At 70.8% G+C, this 17,498-nt stretch carries 19 protein-coding genes and 1 pseudogene; 10 read left to right on the top strand and 10 right to left on the bottom strand.

Annotated features, from left to right (window positions below; genetic code table 11):
* Window positions 1-38: 38 nt before the first annotated feature.
* Complete coding sequence (locus OG210_RS17985; RefSeq protein ID WP_328327764.1) at window positions 39-278, bottom strand: DUF397 domain-containing protein; 240 nt, start codon at window positions 276-278, stop codon at window positions 39-41.
* The gene (locus OG210_RS17980) at window positions 275-1,111 is read right to left on the bottom strand and encodes a Scr1 family TA system antitoxin-like transcriptional regulator (protein ID WP_371537639.1); all 837 of its coding nucleotides are present in this window, start codon (window positions 1,109-1,111) and stop codon (window positions 275-277) included. Before OG210_RS17980 ends, OG210_RS17985 begins: the two co-directional genes overlap by 4 nt.
* An 84-nt stretch (window positions 1,112-1,195) precedes the next feature.
* On the opposite strand from OG210_RS17980, the gene OG210_RS17975 reads away from it, so the two are divergent.
* Window positions 1,196-1,603 carry a hypothetical protein gene (locus tag OG210_RS17975; protein ID WP_328327766.1) on the top strand — a complete coding sequence of 136 codons (408 nt, stop codon included), beginning with the start codon at window positions 1,196-1,198 and terminating at the stop codon, window positions 1,601-1,603.
* A gap of 47 nt (window positions 1,604-1,650) precedes the next feature.
* Entirely contained in the window at window positions 1,651-2,310 is a 660-nt protein-coding gene (locus OG210_RS17970) for a pyridoxal 5'-phosphate synthase (protein ID WP_371537635.1), read from the top strand.
* On the opposite strand, the gene lepB is transcribed toward OG210_RS17970, so the two are convergent.
* The 4 genes from lepB to OG210_RS17950 all read right to left on the bottom strand — a co-directional run bounded on the left by lepB (window position 2,259) and on the right by OG210_RS17950 (window position 4,796).
* A complete protein-coding gene (gene lepB / locus OG210_RS17965) occupies window positions 2,259-2,882 on the bottom strand; it encodes a signal peptidase I (protein ID WP_371537633.1) in 624 nt (207 codons plus the stop codon). The genes OG210_RS17970 and lepB overlap by 52 nt on opposite strands.
* A gap of 138 nt (window positions 2,883-3,020) precedes the next feature.
* Window positions 3,021-3,614 carry a GNAT family protein gene (locus tag OG210_RS17960; RefSeq protein ID WP_328327772.1) on the bottom strand — a complete coding sequence of 198 codons (594 nt, stop codon included), beginning with the start codon at window positions 3,612-3,614 and terminating at the stop codon, window positions 3,021-3,023.
* Between the two features lie 277 nt (window positions 3,615-3,891).
* The gene (locus tag OG210_RS17955; protein WP_371537630.1) at window positions 3,892-4,347 is read right to left on the bottom strand and encodes a Zn-ribbon domain-containing OB-fold protein; all 456 of its coding nucleotides are present in this window, start codon (window positions 4,345-4,347) and stop codon (window positions 3,892-3,894) included.
* A complete protein-coding gene (locus tag OG210_RS17950) occupies window positions 4,344-4,796 on the bottom strand; it encodes a DoxX family protein (RefSeq protein ID WP_328327774.1) in 453 nt (150 codons plus the stop codon). The genes OG210_RS17955 and OG210_RS17950 overlap by 4 nt, the downstream gene beginning before the upstream one ends.
* Before the next feature lie 159 nt (window positions 4,797-4,955).
* On the opposite strand from OG210_RS17950, the gene OG210_RS17945 reads away from it, so the two are divergent.
* Window positions 4,956-6,095 (top strand): NAD(P)/FAD-dependent oxidoreductase, encoded by a 1,140-nt coding sequence (locus OG210_RS17945; RefSeq protein ID WP_328327776.1) that lies wholly within the window; start codon window positions 4,956-4,958, stop codon window positions 6,093-6,095.
* Window positions 6,096-6,189: 94 nt separating this feature from the next.
* On the opposite strand, the gene OG210_RS17940 is transcribed toward OG210_RS17945, so the two are convergent.
* Window positions 6,190-6,819: a TetR/AcrR family transcriptional regulator gene (locus OG210_RS17940; protein WP_371537625.1), complete on the bottom strand. Its 630-nt coding sequence runs from the start codon at window positions 6,817-6,819 to the stop codon at window positions 6,190-6,192.
* A gap of 72 nt (window positions 6,820-6,891) precedes the next feature.
* Here OG210_RS17940 and OG210_RS17935 point away from each other — a divergent pair, with 72 nt between their 5' ends.
* The 4 genes from OG210_RS17935 (at window position 6,892) to OG210_RS17920 (ending at window position 12,548) form a co-directional block, all read left to right on the top strand.
* Entirely contained in the window at window positions 6,892-7,554 is a 663-nt protein-coding gene (locus tag OG210_RS17935; RefSeq protein ID WP_328327780.1) for a class I SAM-dependent methyltransferase, read from the top strand.
* A gap of 320 nt (window positions 7,555-7,874) precedes the next feature.
* Complete coding sequence (locus tag OG210_RS17930; RefSeq protein WP_371537621.1) at window positions 7,875-9,278, top strand: MFS transporter; 1,404 nt, start codon at window positions 7,875-7,877, stop codon at window positions 9,276-9,278.
* A 175-nt stretch (window positions 9,279-9,453) separates the two neighbouring features.
* Entirely contained in the window at window positions 9,454-11,679 is a 2,226-nt protein-coding gene (locus OG210_RS17925; protein ID WP_328327784.1) for an acetate--CoA ligase family protein, read from the top strand.
* A 50-nt stretch (window positions 11,680-11,729) separates the two neighbouring features.
* Window positions 11,730-12,548: an enoyl-CoA hydratase-related protein gene (locus OG210_RS17920; protein ID WP_328327786.1), complete on the top strand. Its 819-nt coding sequence runs from the start codon at window positions 11,730-11,732 to the stop codon at window positions 12,546-12,548.
* A 20-nt stretch (window positions 12,549-12,568) separates the two neighbouring features.
* Here OG210_RS17920 and OG210_RS17915 read toward each other — a convergent pair whose 3' ends face one another.
* Both OG210_RS17915 and OG210_RS17910 read right to left on the bottom strand, forming a co-directional pair.
* The gene (locus OG210_RS17915; RefSeq protein WP_328327788.1) at window positions 12,569-13,186 is read right to left on the bottom strand and encodes an NUDIX domain-containing protein; all 618 of its coding nucleotides are present in this window, start codon (window positions 13,184-13,186) and stop codon (window positions 12,569-12,571) included.
* Window positions 13,183-13,464, bottom strand: a pseudogene (locus OG210_RS17910) (adenosylhomocysteinase); the annotation flags it as partial. The gene OG210_RS17915 and the pseudogene OG210_RS17910, both read right to left, overlap by 4 nt.
* A 7-nt stretch (window positions 13,465-13,471) precedes the next feature.
* Between OG210_RS17910 and OG210_RS17905 the strand changes: the two are divergent.
* Window positions 13,472-14,110, top strand: a complete 639-nt coding sequence (locus OG210_RS17905; RefSeq protein WP_328327790.1) for a WbqC family protein — start codon at window positions 13,472-13,474, stop codon at window positions 14,108-14,110.
* A gap of 72 nt (window positions 14,111-14,182) precedes the next feature.
* Window positions 14,183-14,773: a flavin reductase family protein gene (locus OG210_RS17900; protein ID WP_328335472.1), complete on the top strand. Its 591-nt coding sequence runs from the start codon at window positions 14,183-14,185 to the stop codon at window positions 14,771-14,773.
* 36 nt (window positions 14,774-14,809) lie between these two features.
* Here the strand turns inward: OG210_RS17900 and OG210_RS17895 are convergent, their stop codons facing one another.
* Window positions 14,810-16,102 (bottom strand): MFS transporter, encoded by a 1,293-nt coding sequence (locus OG210_RS17895; RefSeq protein ID WP_328335473.1) that lies wholly within the window; start codon window positions 16,100-16,102, stop codon window positions 14,810-14,812.
* Window positions 16,103-16,306: 204 nt separating this feature from the next.
* Here OG210_RS17895 and OG210_RS17890 point away from each other — a divergent pair, with 204 nt between their 5' ends.
* Window positions 16,307-17,299, top strand: a complete 993-nt coding sequence (locus tag OG210_RS17890; protein WP_328327792.1) for a helix-turn-helix domain-containing protein — start codon at window positions 16,307-16,309, stop codon at window positions 17,297-17,299.
* Window positions 17,300-17,498 lie beyond the last annotated feature (199 nt).

Here is a 17,498-nt window from a genome sequence, read left to right as displayed (position 1 = left end):
GCCACGACACGGAGAGATCACCACCTCGTACCCATCACTCAGGCCGGGAGCTGCTCCACAAAGGCCGTCCAAGCGGCCGGAGCGACCGTGAAGGTCGGGCCGTCCGGGACCTTGGAGTCACGGAGGTGGACGGCACGGGGGTGGGCTGCCACCTCTACGCAGTTGCCACCCTCGTTGCCGCTATAGCTCGACTTGCGCCAGTCGTAGGAGACTTCGAGGCATTCACCGCCCTCGTTGTTGCTGTAACTGCTCTTGAACCACGCCAGTTCCGTACTCATAGCTGGTCCGCCATCCTCTCGATCAGTTCCGCGGACTCCCAGGGCGTGAGCGCCTGCGCCCGCAACATTCCGAAGCGGTCGATGAGCTGGTTGACCTGCTGCGGCTTCGAGATCAACGTACCTCCGCACTGACCGTCTTCGTATGCCCAGTTGCGGCCGTCCGGCGCACTGAGCAACTTGATCGGGCCGTTCAGTCCCGCGTGTGCATTCCGCGCCGTCGGCATCACCTGCACCATCAAATGATTCATCGACTGCGTGCACTTCAGCAGATGCAGCATCTGATTACGGAGCACCGTCCGCCCACCGATGGGCCGTTGCAGCACCGACTCCTCGATGACGTACGCCACGATCGGCAGCGGGTCCCGGCTGAGCACCGCCTGCCGTTCCAGTCGCGCCTCGACATGCTTCTGGATCTCCGCCTCCGCGAACTGCGGGACGCGCTCCTCGTACAGCGCCTGGATGTACTCCTCGGTCTGCAACAGCCCCGGGAAGAACATGTTCTCGTACGCACTGACGCTGGACGCGATCTTCTCCAGCCGTACCCACCCCACGAACGTGCGCGGGTACTTCTCGTCGTCCATCAGCGGGATGCAGGACTTGAGTGCTCCCCGCGCGTCCAGCACCGTGTCGGCGTCCTTGAGGAAGCTGGTCGTCGGGATGCGCTCGCCCCCTTCGTACGCCCCGGCCAGCGACTCCGAGATGAGCAGCCGGTCCCCCACGTCCTGTCTCGTCAGGCCTGCCCGTGAGCGGAAGTTCCTGATCAGGTCCCCTACGTGCCGCCGTGCCGGTGACGGCTGCGCCGCGTTCGATTCACACGGCTTACTGGCTACCACAAGATCACCCTGCCTTTCCACATCGTCCCGATGTGCACCCCATCCCTCTGGTCACGCTACGCATTCGTGCCGATGCTCGTAGGCATGACGACTGAAAATCTCCCCGATTGGGTACCGGCATCGGGGCACCAACTCCGTCTCACCGGCGTGCACTTCGATGCCATCCGCGTCCGAGGGGTGCGCGGCGAGGCCGTACTGCACCATCTCGGCACGCTCACCGACGGGGCGCCGGGACCCGTCGTACGGGAGGTGGCCGGGGGACGGTGGACGTACTTCCTGATCCCGCCGGGGGCATCGCACGAGTTCGACTGGCCGCCTGGGGTGACCTGCTACGGGCCGTCCGCCCGGGACCAGTACGTCGGGATTCCCGCGCCGGACGGCAACACCTATCCGCTGCACTGGCGCTGCGATCCGCCCATGGAGGGGAAGTTCGTCGACCCGGAACTGCTCCACGCGGTGGTCACGGCGCAGCTCTGCCGCGAGCCTGAGTAGGCGTGGGGTCGGGCGCACAGCCGGGGGCACGGCCGACAATGGGCCGCATGGACGACTTCACCGAGTTCCTGCACACCCTGCGGGTCTGGGACCTGCCCGAGCTGCCGGAGTTCGACCCGGACACCGCCCCCGCGGATCCCCTCCCGCTCTTCCGGGAGTGGCTGCGTTCCGCGGCTGCCGCCGGTCAGCCCGAGCCGCACACCATGACGCTCGCCACCGTCGACGCCGCCGGGCGGCCCGACGTACGGACACTCATGCTGCACGGTGCGGATGCGCGCGGCTGGCACTTCGCCTCGCACTCCGGGAGTGCCAAGGGCCGCCAGCTGGCCGGGTGTCCGGAGGCCGCGCTCGGATTCTACTGGGCGGCGCAGGCCCGGCAGGTCCGGGTGCGCGGGACGGTGACCGCCGCGCCCGCCGCCGAGGGGCAGGCCGATCTGCACGCCCGCTCGACCGGGGCGCTGGCGGCCGCGCTCACCGGGCGGATGAGTGAAGTGCTGGGTTCGCTGGGCGAGCTGGAGGAGGCGTCGGCTGCCGCGTGGGAGCGTGCGCAGGCCGATCCGGCGGCGCCCGTGACGAGCTGGACGCGCTATGTCCTGGACCCGGCCGAGGTGGAGTTCTTCCAGGGCGACGCGCGCCGCCGCCATGTCCGGCTGCGCTACCGGCGTACGGAGAGCCGGGACTGGGCGCGTGAACTGCTCTGGCCGTAGAGCGTGAGCGCGGCCAGCCTGCGGCGGCGGACCACGCGGCCCGCCAGCCCGAACCCGGCGCCCGCCAGCGCCAGCAGCGTGCCGGCCAGGACGCTCACTTCGAGCAGCAGCGGCATCGCCGGGTTGTCGATGAGCCGGCCCCGGACCACCTTCACCGGCAGGGTGCCCGCCTGGTCGGCGAGAAAGTTCCGGGAGTCCAGCGCGTCGGCGCGGTTGTCGCCGAGGGTGAACATCCGGCCGTGCGGCACCAGGACGTCGTACGCGTCCGACGTGCCCTCGTCGCCGCCGTCGAGGTACGGCTCGTCCAGCGGTTCGCCGTTGAGCACCAGTTGCTTCCCGTCGAAGACGAGGTGGTCGCCGCCGAGCGCGATGACGCGCTGGAAGACGTCGGCGCCGTCGTAGCGGTCCCGGGTGCGGTAGAGCACCACTTCACCGTGGTGCAGGCCGCCGCCGTCGCTCTTCTCGATGGCCACCCGGTCGCCCTTGGCGTACGCCGGGGCCATCGAGTCGTCGTTCACGCTGACCGACTCGTACCCACGGAAGCCCCAGAGGGCGCCGGCGGCCAGGAGCACGACGCCCAGACTGCCCAATACCCACCCAGTCACCGTCAGTCCACGCCCAGCGCCCATACCGGACCCCCTTCGTCATCATTTCCTGCGTACGGACCCCCGCGTTTCGTTACCCGGCGGGTACGGGCTGCCGCCGTCCGGTCACCGGCCTGTGGGGTCGGGGCTGGGATCGGGGCTGGGGTACGGGTCCGTGGCCAGCCGGGCGTGCTGATGCGCGTCGCGGTAGGTGCCGGGCCGCTGGGCCTGGTGCATCCCGTCGCGCCGGGTGCCCTCGTACGCGTAACCGCAGCGCTCCGCGACGCGGCAGGACGCGATGTGGTCCACGGCGTGGCGCAGTTCGATGCGGTGGATGCCCTCCTGCTCGAAGGCCCAGCGGGTGCAGAGTTCCACCGCGCGGGTGGCGATGCCCCGGCCGCGCAGTCCGGGCAGCACCCAGTAGCCCACCGCTGCCTGGCACATGTGGCGGTTGATGCCGGAGAGCCCGACTCCGCCGACGATCTCGCCGCCCTCGGTGACGGCGTACTGGACGAGCTCCCCGCGCTGCCATCCGGCACTGCGGTTGCTGATCGTGGCGCGGGCGTCCGCCAGGTCGGTGACGGGACGCAGCGGGGTGTTCCAGCGCAGGTATTCGGGGTCGGTGACACCGCGCAGCAGCACATCGGCGTCGGCGGCGTCCCAGGGGCGCAGGCTCAGGCCGAGGCCGTGCACCTCCGGCTGGGTCCGTATGTCGGTCATGCGGCTATTCAACACGCGGGGGGTCGCGGGGGTACCCGGGGGGCGTCCGCGGGCGGGGCGCCGCATGGCGATCCCGCCCGCACGGTACGGCGATCCCGCCCGCACGGTTACGGCAATCCCGCACGCACGGTTACGGCAATCCCGCCCGCACGGCCACGGCAATCCCGCCCGCTCCGTACGCGATCCCGACCCCTCCGTACGGCGGGACGGTCAGGCAGTCGGCCGGTTCAGTACCCGGGGGCGGCGGCCGTTGACCGGCTGGGCGGGAGCGTGCGGTTCAGCCGTCGGCGCGGAACACCGGCACGCTGACTCCGGGGGTCAGTTCGCGGAACGTGACGCCGAGCGCCATCCCGATACGGAGCCCGTCCGCCGGGCAGTCGACGATCTCGGTCATCAGGCGCGGCCCCTCGGCCAGATCCACCACCGCCGCGACGTACGGGACTCGCTTCCCGAAGGGCGGCAGATCGTTCCGGTGCACCACCGACCAGGTGTAGAGCGTGGCCCGGCCGCTCGCCTGTTCCCAGGTGACGTCGTCGCTCCAGCAGTGCGGGCAGAACTCGCGCGGGTAGTGGTGCGGCTTTCCGCACCCCCCGCAGCGCCTGATCAGCAGCCGGCCCTCGGCGGCAGCGGCCCAGTAGGGCGCGGTGAAGGCGTCCGGTTCCGGCAGATCGAACCGCGGGGACACGGCGGAGGCAGGGGCAGTAGCGGCGGGTGCGGGTGCGCGGTCTGTCACAGGAAGAGTCCGATCGCGTGGTCGAGTGACCAGGTCTGCCAGGCCATCGCGCCGAAGGCGGCCAGGGAGATCAGCGCCATCATCGCGTTCTGCCCCTGCTCGGCCCAGTCGTGGATCATCAGCACGAAGTAGAGGAGGTTGAGCAGGAGCCCGGCGATCAGCGCCACCGGGGTCAGGAATCCGACCACCAGGCCGAGGCCGAGGGCGAGTTCGGCGTAGACGACGACATGGGCCATGACCCGGGGCCGGGGCGCCACGAACCGCTCGAAGCCGCGCTTCACCACCGGCCACTTGTGCTTGCCTGCCACGTCAGCCGCCCAGGTGATGCCCGTACCGCGCTCGAACCAGGCCTTCTTGTCCTTGTGGCGCCAGCTCTCCAGCCACCACAGGCCGAGCCCGATACGGAGGACGGCGAGCCACTCGGCGCCACTGAGCCAGATCGAATGCATCGGGTCCCCTCGCTCGCTGCTCCCTATACTTTCTGACGGTACGTCAGTTCAGCGGATGGAAGGTGCTGTGCGCAAGAGGCGTGCATGCGTGATCAATTCGCAATCGCTTCTGTCCTTGACCGGGCCCCATCAAGCGAACAGGCCATTACGCTCCGCTTCATGGACGACACGAAGGACGACCGGCCCGTCTACGTCATCGGTGCGGGACCGGGCGGACTGGCCGCTGCCGCCGCGCTGCGCGGGCGGGGCGTACGGGCCGTCATCCTGGAGAAGTCCACCGACGTCGGCACCTCCTGGCACCGCCACTACGACCGTCTGCATCTGCACACCACCCGGCGCCTCTCGGCACTGCCGGGGCTGCCGATGCCGCGCTCCTTCGGGCGCTGGGTGTCGCGGGACAACGTGGTGCGGTACCTGGAGAAGTACGCGGAGTACCACGGCCTGGAGATCGTCACCGGGGTCGAGGTCACCCGCATCACCCGTGCTGACGGCCCCGGTTGGCTGCTGCACGCGACCGGCGGCCGGGAGCTGACCGGAAGCGCGGTGGTCGTGGCCACGGGGTACAACCACACGCCCAGGCTGCCCGACTGGGCCGGTAGGGAGACCTTCCACGGGGACCTGGTGCACGCGGGCGAGTACCGCGACGCCGCCCCGTACGCGGGCCGGGACGTGCTCGTCGTCGGGGCCGGCAACACCGGTGCCGAGATCGCCGTCGACCTGGTCGAGGGCGGCGCCGGGCGGGTGCGCATCGCGATCCGTACCGTCCCGCACATCATCCGGCGCTCCACGGCGGGCTGGCCCGCCCAGCGCACCGGGATCCTGGTCCGCAGGCTGCCGACCCGGCTGGTGGACCGGGCCGGCGAGACGCTGTGCAGGATCTCCGTGCCCGACCTCTCCGCGCAGGGCCTGCCGCGCCCCGACACGGGCCTCTACTCCCGGGTGCGCGAGGGCGCGATCCCCGTACAGGACGTGGGTCTGATCGACGCGGTCCGCACTGGCCGGGTCCAACCGGTCGCGGCGGTGGACTCCTTCGACGACGGCAAGGTCGTACTGGCCGACGGCACCCGGATCTCACCGGACGCGGTGATCGCGGCGACCGGCTACCGGCGGGCGCTGGAGCCGCTGGTGGGACATCTGGACGTGCTGGACGCGCGGGGCAGGCCCGTGGTGCACGGCGGTCGCACGCCCGCGCAGGCGCCGGGACTGTTCTTCACGGGGTTCACCAACCCCATCAGCGGGATGTTCCGCGAGCTGGCGATCGACGCGCGCAAGATCGCGGCGGTGATCGCACGGCAGTGAGCGCGGCAGCGAGCACAGCGATGAACGCGGCCGTGAGCGCCGCAGTGAGCACGTCAGTAAGCACGGCAGTGCACACAGCAGTGAGCACAGCGCGTCAGCCCAGGCGGCGCAGGAAGGACCGCACGAGCCGGTCGGTGAAGTCCCGGCTGATCGGCTCGCCCGTCACCAGGACCCGGTAGTAGAGCGGTCCCACGATCTGGTCGGTCTCGGCCGCCACGTCCAGGTCCGCAGGCAGCTCCCCCCGCCGGACGGCTCGCTCCAGTGGCAACTGGTCGCGGCGGCGCTGCTCGTCGAGGTACCTGGCCCGGAAGTCCTTGGCGAACGCCGGATCGTGCTGGGTCTGGGCCATCAGCGCCTTGAAGACGGCTCCGGGGTCCGTCCCGCTGAGGAAGTGGCCCAGCCGGCCCAGGTGGTCGCTCAGGTCGCGCGCCACATCGCCGTGGTCGGGGGACGGCGGCTCCTCGGCCACGTCCTGCAGGAAGGCATCCATCAGAACGTCGGTCTTCGTGCTCCACCAGCGGTAGATGGTCTGCTTGGCCACACCCGCCCGCGTCGCGATGCCTTCCATCGTGACGCCCGCGAAGCCCTTCTCGGCGAGCAGGTCATCGGCTGCCTCCAGCACCGCGAACCGGGCCTTTTCGCTGCGCCCGTGCCGGTTTCCGTGGTGACTCCGGCCAGGCACGCCGACGGCCCCTTCCCCGGCGGTTCCCGCCTCAGCTCCCATGGTGCCTCCCTCTGCCCTCAGGATAGTCAGCCGCTCTAGACTGGACGCAACGGTGCGTCTACTCTAGACGCCATGACCTTCACCCACACGCTCGCCGACCCCCGGGTCGAGACCACGCTCAGCCGGATGTTCGCCCTTGCCGCGCTCGACGACGCCACCTCGGCCCGCACCCGGGCCGAGCGCCCCGAGCGCCCCGAGCCGATGACACCGCAGGAGCTGGCCGACGCCGCTGCCGAGATCTACATGCCGATCTCCGCAGCGGGCGGCGAGTTGCTCTACAACCTGGTGCGGGCCACCCGGCCCGCCACCGTCGTGGAGTTCGGCATGTCCTTCGGTATCTCCACGCTGTATCTGGCGGCCGCCGTGCGGGACAACGGCACCGGACGTGTCGTCACCACGGAGCTGAACAAGGACAAAGCGGTCGCGGCCCGCCGCACCTTCATCGAGACCGGCCTGGACGATGTGATCACCGTGCTGGAGGGAGACGCCCGGGAGACGCTCGCCACCCTCGACGCCCCCGCGGACTTCGTCCTGCTCGACGGCTGGAAGGACCTGTGCCTGCCCGTACTGCGCCTGCTCGAACCGAGGCTGGCGCCGGGCACACTCGTGGTGGCCGACGACGTGAACCTCAGCAGCCTGCTCCCGTACCTGGAGTACGTACGCACCCCGGCGAACGGCTACCGGAGCGTGCCCTTCCCCGTCGAGGACGGCATGGAGATCAGCTGCCGCCTCTGAGCACGACACGACGCCAGTCACGACACAGGCCGGTCACACCACAAGCCCGATCACGACCCGGGCCCTGAACCACGCGGCCCGCGGTGCACACTTCCGTGGGCAGGGTCACGGCTCACGGAAGCGTGCACCGCGGCCTCTACTCAACGAATCAACGAATCAACGAATCAACGAATCAACGAACGGAATCACGGCTCACCGCGCGGAGTCAGTACTCACCACTCACCGCGCGGACTCACAGCTCACCGCAAGCGGGCCGGGGGCCGGGTTCTCCCCGACCCGAATCCCCCGGCCCGGCCGTACCGAAGAGGGGGAGATCAAGGATGTGCGCAGCCTGCGGCATACCCACTCACCTGGCCGACGCCGAAGCACTCGCACCCACCGAGGCGCAGCCCGCACCCCCGGCCACCGACCCACCCACCGGCCCACCCACCGGCCCCGCCACCGGCACGTCCGGTGCCCCGCCCGTCGCTCCGCCGCCCCCGAGGTTCGCCGCGCTGCGCAACCGCGACAGCCGTCCGTACCTGTTCGGGGCGGCCCTGGCGATGATGGCCGACAACGTCGAACACGTCATCACCTACTGGGTGCTGTGGCAGACCTTCCACTCCCCGGCCCTGACCGGATTCCAGGTCATCAGCCACTGGGTGCCGTTCCTGCTGCTCTCGATGTGGTTCGGCTCCCTGGCCGACCGCTACGACTGCCGCCGCATCATCCAGGCCGCACAGGTCCTGTTCATGGCCGTCTCCGCGACCTGGGGCGTCCTGTTCCTGACCGACTCGCTGCATATGTGGGAGGCGTGCGTCCTGCTCGTCCTGCACGGTCTGGCCGGGTCGCTGTGGGGCCCCGGCGAGCAGCTGATGCTGCACGACTTCGTCGGCCCGGCCGAACTGCCCAGCGCCGTACGCCTGAACGCCACCTTCCGCAGCCTGGGCGTCCTCTTCGGTCCGGTGGTCGGGTCCGCGCTGCTGCTGGGGCTCGGCCCCACAGCGGGTATTTTCGCCAACATCGCCTTCTACCTGCCGCTGACGCTCTTCCTCTTCCGCACCCGGTTCACCGGCCACACCCGCGACCGCCACAGCAGGCCACGAGTGGGCGTGCTGGAATCGGTGCGCGTGCTGCGGGAGATCGGCACCAACCGCACCCTGGTCAGCATGATCGTCCTGGGCGGTCTCGGCTCGTTCTTCGTGGGCTCCTCACTCCAGACCTCGATGCCGATCTTCGCCCATGACCTCGGCGCGGGCAGCGCCGGAACCGCGTACGGGGTACTGCTGTTCGCCAACGGCGCGGGCGGGGTCGTCGGCGGCATCGTGCTGGAGGCCACCGGGTGGGTCAAACCGCATGTGCCCGCCGCCGTCATCAGTACGGCAGTGTACGGCCTGACCAGCCTGTCCTTCGCCCTCACCACCAGTTACCCGCTGGCACTCGGACTGCTGCTCGTCGGCGGCGTCGCCAACCTCGCCTCGATGTCGATCGGCCAGACCGTCGTGCAGCTGATCGCCCCCGCCGCCGACCGCGGCCGGGTCCTCGGCGTCTACGCGATGTCCGCCAACGGGCTGCGCGCGGGCAGCGGTTTCACCGTCGGCCTGCTGGGCGCCGTGATCGGCGTCCACACGTCCCTGGGCTTCAGCGCCGCCGCCCTCTGCGTCGGCACCGCAGCGGCCGGCCTGCACGCCCTGCGGGGTCGCCGGCGCGCGGCCCCGGCCGACGCGGAGGCCGGTGCGGAGTAGGCGAGAACCGGCCGAGGAGGCCATGCGGCGGCATCGGTCGGTGGCACAGCGGGCAGCGTCCTCTCGCGAGTTACCGCGAGTATTTGCTTGCAGCACTGTTCCTGACGGAGCGTCAGTTCAGTAATCTGACTATCCATCAGGTACTTCGGCCATCGAGCAGGAGCGGGCGGAAACGATGCTTGGATCGACTCACGGCACCCTCACCACCGACTTCCATGCGCGCGTGGTGGCCTGCGGGGAGCAGCCACCCGTCGCCGTTCACGGAACAGCGGCAGCGGAAGGCGACCTGGACGTCAGCGGACGCCCGGTCCACTCCTCCGTACCGGACCTCGACCGGTTCTTCCGGCCCGGATCGGTCGCTGTCATCGGCGCGTCCGACGCCGACGGCCGCCCGAACACCGGGATCACCCGCCAGCTGATCGCCTGGTCGGAGCGGGTCGGCGCGACCCTGCACCCGGTGCATCCGACCCGTACGGCCGTCTTCGGTCTCCCCTGCTCCCCCACCGTGGCCGACCTGCCCGAACCGGTCGACCTCGCCGTACTCCTGGTCGCGGACCCACTGCCGCTGATCCCCCAACTGGCCGACGCCAAGGTGAAGTTCGCAGTGGCCTTCGCCTCGGGCTTCGCCGAGACGGGCGAGCAGGGCGCGGACGCCCAGACCCGGCTGACTGCGGCGGTCGAACGCTCCGGGCTCCGGATGCTCGGCCCGAACACCAACCTGAACGCCTTCGAGAAGTTCCGCGACGACCTGGAGGGCCCGGCGGTCGCCCTGATCACCCAGTCCGGCCACCAGGGCCGCCCGGTCTTTGCCATGCAGGAGCTGGGCATCCGGCTCTCGCACTGGGCCCCCACGGGCAACGAGGCCGACCTGGAGACCTCCGACTTCATCTCGTACTTCGCCGAGCGCCCCGAGGTCGGCGCGATCGCCTGCTACGTCGAGGGCCTCAAGGACGGCCGCTCCTTCCTGCTCGCCGCGGACCGTGCGGCGCGGGCCGGGGTGCCGGTCGTGGCGGTGAAGGTGGGCCGTACGGAGACGGGCGCCAGGTCAGCCGCCTCGCACACCGGGAAGCTCACCGGCGCCGACCGGGTGGTCGACGCGGCCATGCGGCAGTACGGGGTGATCCGGGTGAACGGCCTGGACGAACTCCAGGACACCTCAGCCCTGTTGGCCCGCGCGCGGAAACCACAGGCCGAGGGCGTGGTGGTGTACTCGATCTCAGGGGGCACGGGGGCGCACTTCGCGGATCTGGCGACGGCGGCCGGGATCGGGCTGCCGGTCCTCTCCGAGGCGAAGCAGGCCGAACTGCACACCTGGATACCGGAGTACCTGAACGTCGCGAACCCCGTCGACAACGGCGGCCACCCGGTGGGCGACTGGCGCGGCCGCAAGATCATCGACGCGATTCTGGCGGACCCCGATGTGGGGGTCCTGATCTGTCCGATCACCGGGCCCTTCCCGCCGATGAGCGACAAGCTGGCCCAGGACCTGGTGGACGCGGCGGAGACCACGGACAAGCTGGTGTGTGTGGTGTGGGGGTCGCCGGTGGGCACGGAGGAGGCGTACCGCACGACGCTGCTCGGCTCGTCGCGGGTGGCCACCTTCCGTACGTTCGGCAACTGCGTCACTGCGGTCAAGGCGTACCTGGACCACCACCGCTTCACCACCGGCTACCGCTCCCCCTTCGACGAGGCCCCCCGGACCCCGTCCCCTTCGTTCCGCAAGGCCCAGGCCCTGATGCGCCCGCACCAGCAGCTGAGCGAGCACGCGGCGAAGCAGCTGCTGCGGGCGTACGGGATCCGCGTCCCGCGCGAACAGCTGGTGACCAGCGCGGCAGCGGCGGTCCGGGCAGCGGGGCAGGTCGGCTACCCGGTCGTCATGAAGGCGTCCGGCGCCCAGCTCGGGCACAAGACCGAACTGGGCCTGGTGAAGGTCGGCCTGACCTCGGCGAGCCAGGTGCGGGACGCGTACCGGGAGCTGACCGACATCGCCCGTTACGAGTCGGTCGATCTGGACGGCATCCTGGTCTGCCAGATGGTGGAGCGGGGTGTGGAGATGGTCGTCGGCGTCACCACCGACGCGCTCTTCGGCCCGACGGTGACGGTGGGGCTCGGCGGGGTCCTGGTGGAGCTCCTGGCCGACACGGCCGTACGCGTACCGCCCTTCGGCGAGGACCAGGCCCGCGCGATGCTGGCCGAACTCCGGGGCCACGCCCTGCTGGAGGGCGGAGTCCGGGGCGCGCCCCCGGCGGATGTGGACGCGCTGGTGGAGGTGGTGCTGCGGATCCAGCGGATGGCCCTGGAACTGGGCGACGAGCTGGCGGAGCTGGATGTGAACCCCCTGATGGTCCTGGGCCGCGGACAGGGCGCGGTGGCGCTGGACGCGCTGGCGGTCTGCCGCTGAGGGGTGCCCTCTGGCCCGACCCTCACCTCCGACTCCCCGAAAGGCGACCCATGCCCCCCTCTCCCTCTGCCTCCCCCGAGGAAGAAATCCTCCACACCACGGCCGACGGCGTCTCCACGATCACCCTCAACCGCCCGGCCGCGATGAACGCGCTCACCTGGGCCCAGCGAGAACGCGTCATCGACCTGCTGGCCACCGCGTCGGCCGACCCCGACATCCGCGCGGTGGTCCTCACCGCCACCGGCCGCGGCTTCTGCGCGGGCGCGGACCTGCGGGGCGGCGGCCCGCAAGCCCCGGCCGAGCGCGTCACCGGCGACGTGGCCCGCACGATCCGGCTCGGCGCGCAGCGCCTCATCGCGGCCGTCCTGGACTGCGAGAAACCCGTGATCGCCGCGGTCAACGGCACCGCGGCCGGCCTGGGCGCCCAACTCGCCCTCGCCTGCGATCTCGTACTGGCCGCCGAATCGGCCAGGTTCATCGAGGTCTTCGCCCGCCGCGGCCTCGTCCCCGACGGCGGCGGCGCGTATCTGCTGCCCCGCCTGATCGGCCCGCACCGCGCCAAGGAGCTGATGTTCTTCGGCGACGCGCTCCCCGCGCCGGACGCCGAACGCATCGGCCTGGTCAACCGGGCGGTCCCGGACGAGGACCTGCAGAAAACAGCCCAGGAGTGGGCCACCCGCCTGGCCCAGGGCCCCACCCGCGCCCTGGCCCTCACCAAGCAACTGGTGAACGCCTCACTGGAGTCGGACCGCACCACGGCCTTCGCTGCCGAGGCCGCCGCCCAGGAGATCAACATGACGACGGCCGACGCGCAGGAGGGCGTGGCTGCCTTCGTGGAGCGGCGGACGCCGGAGTACCGGGGGCGGTAGGCGGGGCCCACCCTCCGGCCTCAGTCGCCTGTACCCGGCCAATGGTCGGCGAGGCCGGCCCGGCAGCTCATCGCCCCGTCGCTGTCACTTTGGAGGGCCGTGGCGATGCGCAGCCGTAGCCGGGGGTTGGTGATCTCGTCGACGTTGCGCCAGACAGCGTCGGAGACCTCCTCGGTCTGGAGCTCACCGATGTCCGCGGTGGTACGGAAGAGGAACCGGAAGTCGAAGTGCTGGTGGGCTGGTTCGTCCTTGGCCGGGTTCGCGTCGATGGAGTGCAGATCGATGTGAAGGGGGCCCTCGCCCTGCGGGGTGATCACTTGGGAGGGGATACCGGTTTCCTCGAAGAGCTCGCGGGCGGCGGCTTGCAGGAGGCTGTTGTCAGCCCGTTCCAGGTGGCCGCCAGGAAGAAGCCATTTGCCGGTGGCGACGTGGCGGATGTGCAGGACACGGTCGTCCGGGCCGACGAGGATCGCGCCCGCCGTGGCGTGGCCGGGAGATGTTGTGCGGCTGGTGAGGTCGTCGCCGTCGTCGAGAAGACCGACGACAGCATCGAGTTCGGGCTCGGACCCGGGATACTCGCTGCGGTAGGCCGTCAGGGTGGCGCGGATGTGGTCGGCTGTGATGGGCAAGTTGATCACCTGTTGAAGTAGGAGAGCCAGGTCGCCGCGACAGCGGCTCGGTCGGCCGAACTGACCTCGTGCATCCCGGGGTCGAGGTCGCCACGGGTGAGCATCCTGATCCCGGCGAGGATCTCGGCCTGAATCAGGAAGATGAACGGTCCAACGCTGGCACCGTGCAGAAAGTTGACGGCGTTCCCACCGTTCGCCAGATAGAAGTAGTGGCCGGTCGTCTGGTAACGGGTCACGTGATCGCCAACCATGGTTCGGGTGTAGACGTCGGGCAGACCGTTCAGTTCCTGGATCGTGCTGGACGACGTGCAGTTCACCCGCCGCGACTACCAGCACCGGGCCCGTCTGGCACTCCTGAACGACCCGCAGCGGTGCCAGTGGCTCACGATTCCGACCCATCTGCCCCACGGTCGCCGGACCGCCATCCGGGACGCTCTGATCGTCGATCCGGTCCGGTCCCGGCTGCGGACCGGATCCATGCTGCGGCAGCACTACGCGGCAAGCCCGTACTGGCCTGTCCTCGACGCGGCCATGACTCTGGTGCTCGAACGATTCAGCACAGGCAGGATTGCCGACGTGGCCGAAGTCTCCACTCGTATATTGCTGGACCTGCTCGGCTGGCGAGGCCAGGTTCTCCGCAGCAGCCGGCTGCCTTCCAGGCCGGGACGCTCACAACGGCTCGCCGATCTGGCCTCCGCAACCGGCGCAGGGTCGTACCTGTGCGGGACCGGCGGCATGAGATACCTCGACCCGGATCTCTTCACCACGGCCGGCATCAGTGTCACGCCGTTCCGGACCCCGGCCGACACCATGTGGGCCTTCGGACACCGGACAAGCGTGGTGAGGCCATTGATGCACCTGGGGCCACAGGCCTTGGCCGGTCGGCTGCTGGCCAATGCCGCCACCCAACGCACGTTCCGGCCCACCGGCTGAGCGGAGCGGCACCGAACCCTTTCCATCTGACGCTCCGTCAGCTTCAATGAAGTGATGATGGGACACGCAGGGATGGCGGCCACCGCCGTCCGATACCTCAGGTCGGTAGGCGCCCCGACGGCCACCGGGCCGGTCGACCCACTCCCACGCCCGGACCTTCGGGCGGTGGCCGACGACGAACGGATGCCGGTCGACCCGGGCGAATTCCGCCGCGTCCTGGGCCACTTCGCGAGCGGCGTCACCGTCATCACCGCACAGGACGACGAGGGCCCGGCCGGCTTCGCCTGCCAGTCCTTCGCGTCGCTCTCACTGGAGCCGCCGCTGGTCGTGTTCATGGTGGCCCGTACGTCGACGACCTGGCCGCGAATCGCCCAAGCCGGGTCCTTCTGCGTCAACATCCTCGGCGCGGATCAGGACGGACTGTGCCGCGCCTTCGCGGTGAGCGGCGCCGACAAGTTCGCGGGGGTGTCCCACGAACCGGCCCCCGCGACCGGTGCGCCGCTGCTCACCGGCGTACCGGCGTGGATCGACTGCCGCATCCACGCCGTGCACACCGGCGGCGACCACCTGATCGTGGTCGGCCGGGTGGAGACCCTGGGCGGCGCGGCCGAGGGTGAACCGCTGCTGTTCCACCGGGGAGCGTTCGGCCGCTTCACGGCCTGAGCGCCCCTGGGGGCATCAGGCACCACGGCCGGACGTTCAGCCCCCAGCGCCCGCCGGAACCGCCACCCCCGCCGCCCGGGGCCTCAGCACCAGGGCCATCAGCGCCGCCGCCGCGCACATCCCGCCCGACGCGTACCAGATCACGTCGTACGAGCCGAAGACATCCCGCACCACACCGCCCAGGTACGCGACCAGGGCCGCGCCCACCTGGTGGGAGGCGAGTACCCAGCCGAAGACGATCGCGCTGTCCTCGCCGTAGTGCTCGCGGCACAGGGCGATCGTCGGGGGCACCGTGGCGACCCAGTCCAGGCCGTAGAAGACGATGAACAGGATCATCGGCGGGTGCACGGACGGCGCGAGCAGCATCGGCAGGAAGAGCAGTGAGATGCCGCGCAGCGCGTAGTAGACCGCCAGCAGGCGGCGCGGCTCGAAACGGTCCGTGAACCAGCCGGACGCGACCGTCCCCACGACGTCGAAGACCCCGATCACCGCGAGCAGCGAGGCGGCGGCGGTGACCGGCATCCCGTGGTCGTGCTCCGCCGGTACGAAGTGGGTCTTCACCAGGCCGTTGGTGGACGCCCCGCAGATCGCGAACGTCCCGGCGAGCAGCCAGAACGGGCCGGTCCTGGCAGCTCTGGTGAGCACCCCGACCGCCCGCCGGGCCGCGCCCGTACGCGGAGGCGGCTTCGGCTCGAACTCCGTTGCCCCGTAAGCCGACTGGCCCACGTCCGCCGGATGGTCACGCAGCAGCAGCCACACCAGCGGCACCACGGCAAGCGCGGCGAGTGCCACGGTGATCGCCGCGGGGCGCCAGCCGTGGTGCACGACCAGCCAGGAGAGGACCGGCAGGAAGACCAGCTGGCCGGAGGCGCTCGCCGCCGTGAGGACGCCGGTGACCAGCCCCCGCTTGGCGACGAACCAGCGGTTGGTCACCGTCGCCGCGAACGCCAGCGCCATCGACCCGCTGCCCATGCCGACCAGCACGCCCCAGTAGAGGACCAGTTGCCACGCGGTGGTCATCCACACCGTGAGCACCGAGCCCACCGAGATGACCGTGAGCGCGACGGCCACCACACGGCGGATCCCGAAGCGGTCCATCAGCGCCGCCGCGAACGGCGCCGTCAGCCCGTACAGCGCGAGGTTCACCGAGACCGCGAGGCCGATCGTGGCGCGTGACCAGTGGAACTCCTCGTGCAGCGGGTCGATCAGCAGCCCCGGCAGCGAGGCGAAGGCCGCTGCGCCGACGATCGTCACAAAGGTGACCGCGGCCACGAACCAGGCGCGGTGCAGGCGCGGCCGGCGCCCGCCGGGCTGCGACGGCGGCAACAGCCCCTGATCCTGCGGCAGTTGCTGCTGCCGTTGCTCCTTCCGCACGGGCTGCGGGACGGGTGGTTCCGATATCTGGGTCACGCCGCCAGCATCGCCGGACGGAACCGGCCGCACGAGTGGCCCGATGGACAGCCTTCGCTACGATCGGGCCATGGCCAGGACAAGTCGGTCCAGCGCCGCCCGCTCTGCCCCAGGGAGGCACCCGTGGCACGTCAGAACCCGCGTCCGCACCGCGTCGTCGTGCTCGCCCTGGACGGGCTGCTCCCCTTCGAACTCGGCATTCCGCACCGCATCTTCAGCCGCCCCCGCGACCCGGCGGGCCGCCCGCTGTACGAGGTGGTGACCTGCTCGGTGCGCCCGCCCGGCCCGGTCCGTACGGACGCCGACTTCTCGATACTCGCCGAGTACGGGCCGGAGGAGCTGGCCGGCGCCGACACCGTCATCGTTCCCGCCTCGTACGAACTGGGCCCGGTGCACGAGGAGGGCAGGCTGACGGACGAACTGGCCGCCGCACTCGCCCATATACGGCCCGGCACCCGGCTGGTCTCCATCTGCACCGGCGGCTACGTACTGGCCGCCGCCGGATATCTGGACGGCCGGCCCGCCACCACGCACTGGTCGTCCGCCGCGCACTTCCAGCAGCTGTTCCCCGCTGTCCTGGTCGACCCGGACGTGCTGTTCATCGACGACGGGGACGTCCTGACATCGGCCGGCGTGGCGGCGGGCATAGACCTCTGCCTGCACATCGTGCGCCGCGACCACGGAACGGCGGTGGCGAACGACGTGGCGCGCAGGACGGTCGTGCCGCCGCACCGGGACGGCGGCCAGGCCCAGTACATCGAACGCCCGCTGCCCGACGACCGGTCGGCCACGACGGCCGCCGCCCGCGCCTGGGCGCTCGCCCGGCTGCACGAACCGATCCAGCTGCGGGACATGGCCGAGCAGGAGTCGATGTCCGTACGCACCTTCACCCGCCGCTTCCGCGAGGAGGCCGGCATCAGCCCGGGCCAGTGGCTCACCCGGCAACGGGTCGAACGGGCCAGGTACCTTCTGGAGTCCTCGGACCTGTCGGTCGACCAGGTGGCCAGGGACGCGGGTTTCGGCACGGCCCAGTCCATGCGCCAGCACCTGCAGGCGACGCTGGGGGTTCCCCCGACGGTCTACCGGCGCACGTTCCGGGCGCGGGCCGCCGCGTGACGCGAAGGGGCCGACCGGACGGCCCCGCGCGGTCCGCCGGGTCGGCTGTCGCGGGTACGAGCCGGGCGCTGGGGCGGCACTGACCTGCCGCGCGGTGCCCGTCCGGTGAGGCGTGTGTCCCACGACGGGCACGGCCCGTCCCGGCACGGTGAGCACACCTGAGCGGCCCCGGACGTGCGCCCGTGTACCTCCACTGTCT

The organism is Streptomyces sp. NBC_00466, from assembly GCF_041433995.1.
Classification (GTDB): Bacteria; Actinomycetota; Actinomycetes; order Streptomycetales; family Streptomycetaceae; genus Streptomyces.
Note: the sequence above shows the minus strand (reverse complement) of the source record. Positions and strands in the feature narration are given on the sequence as shown.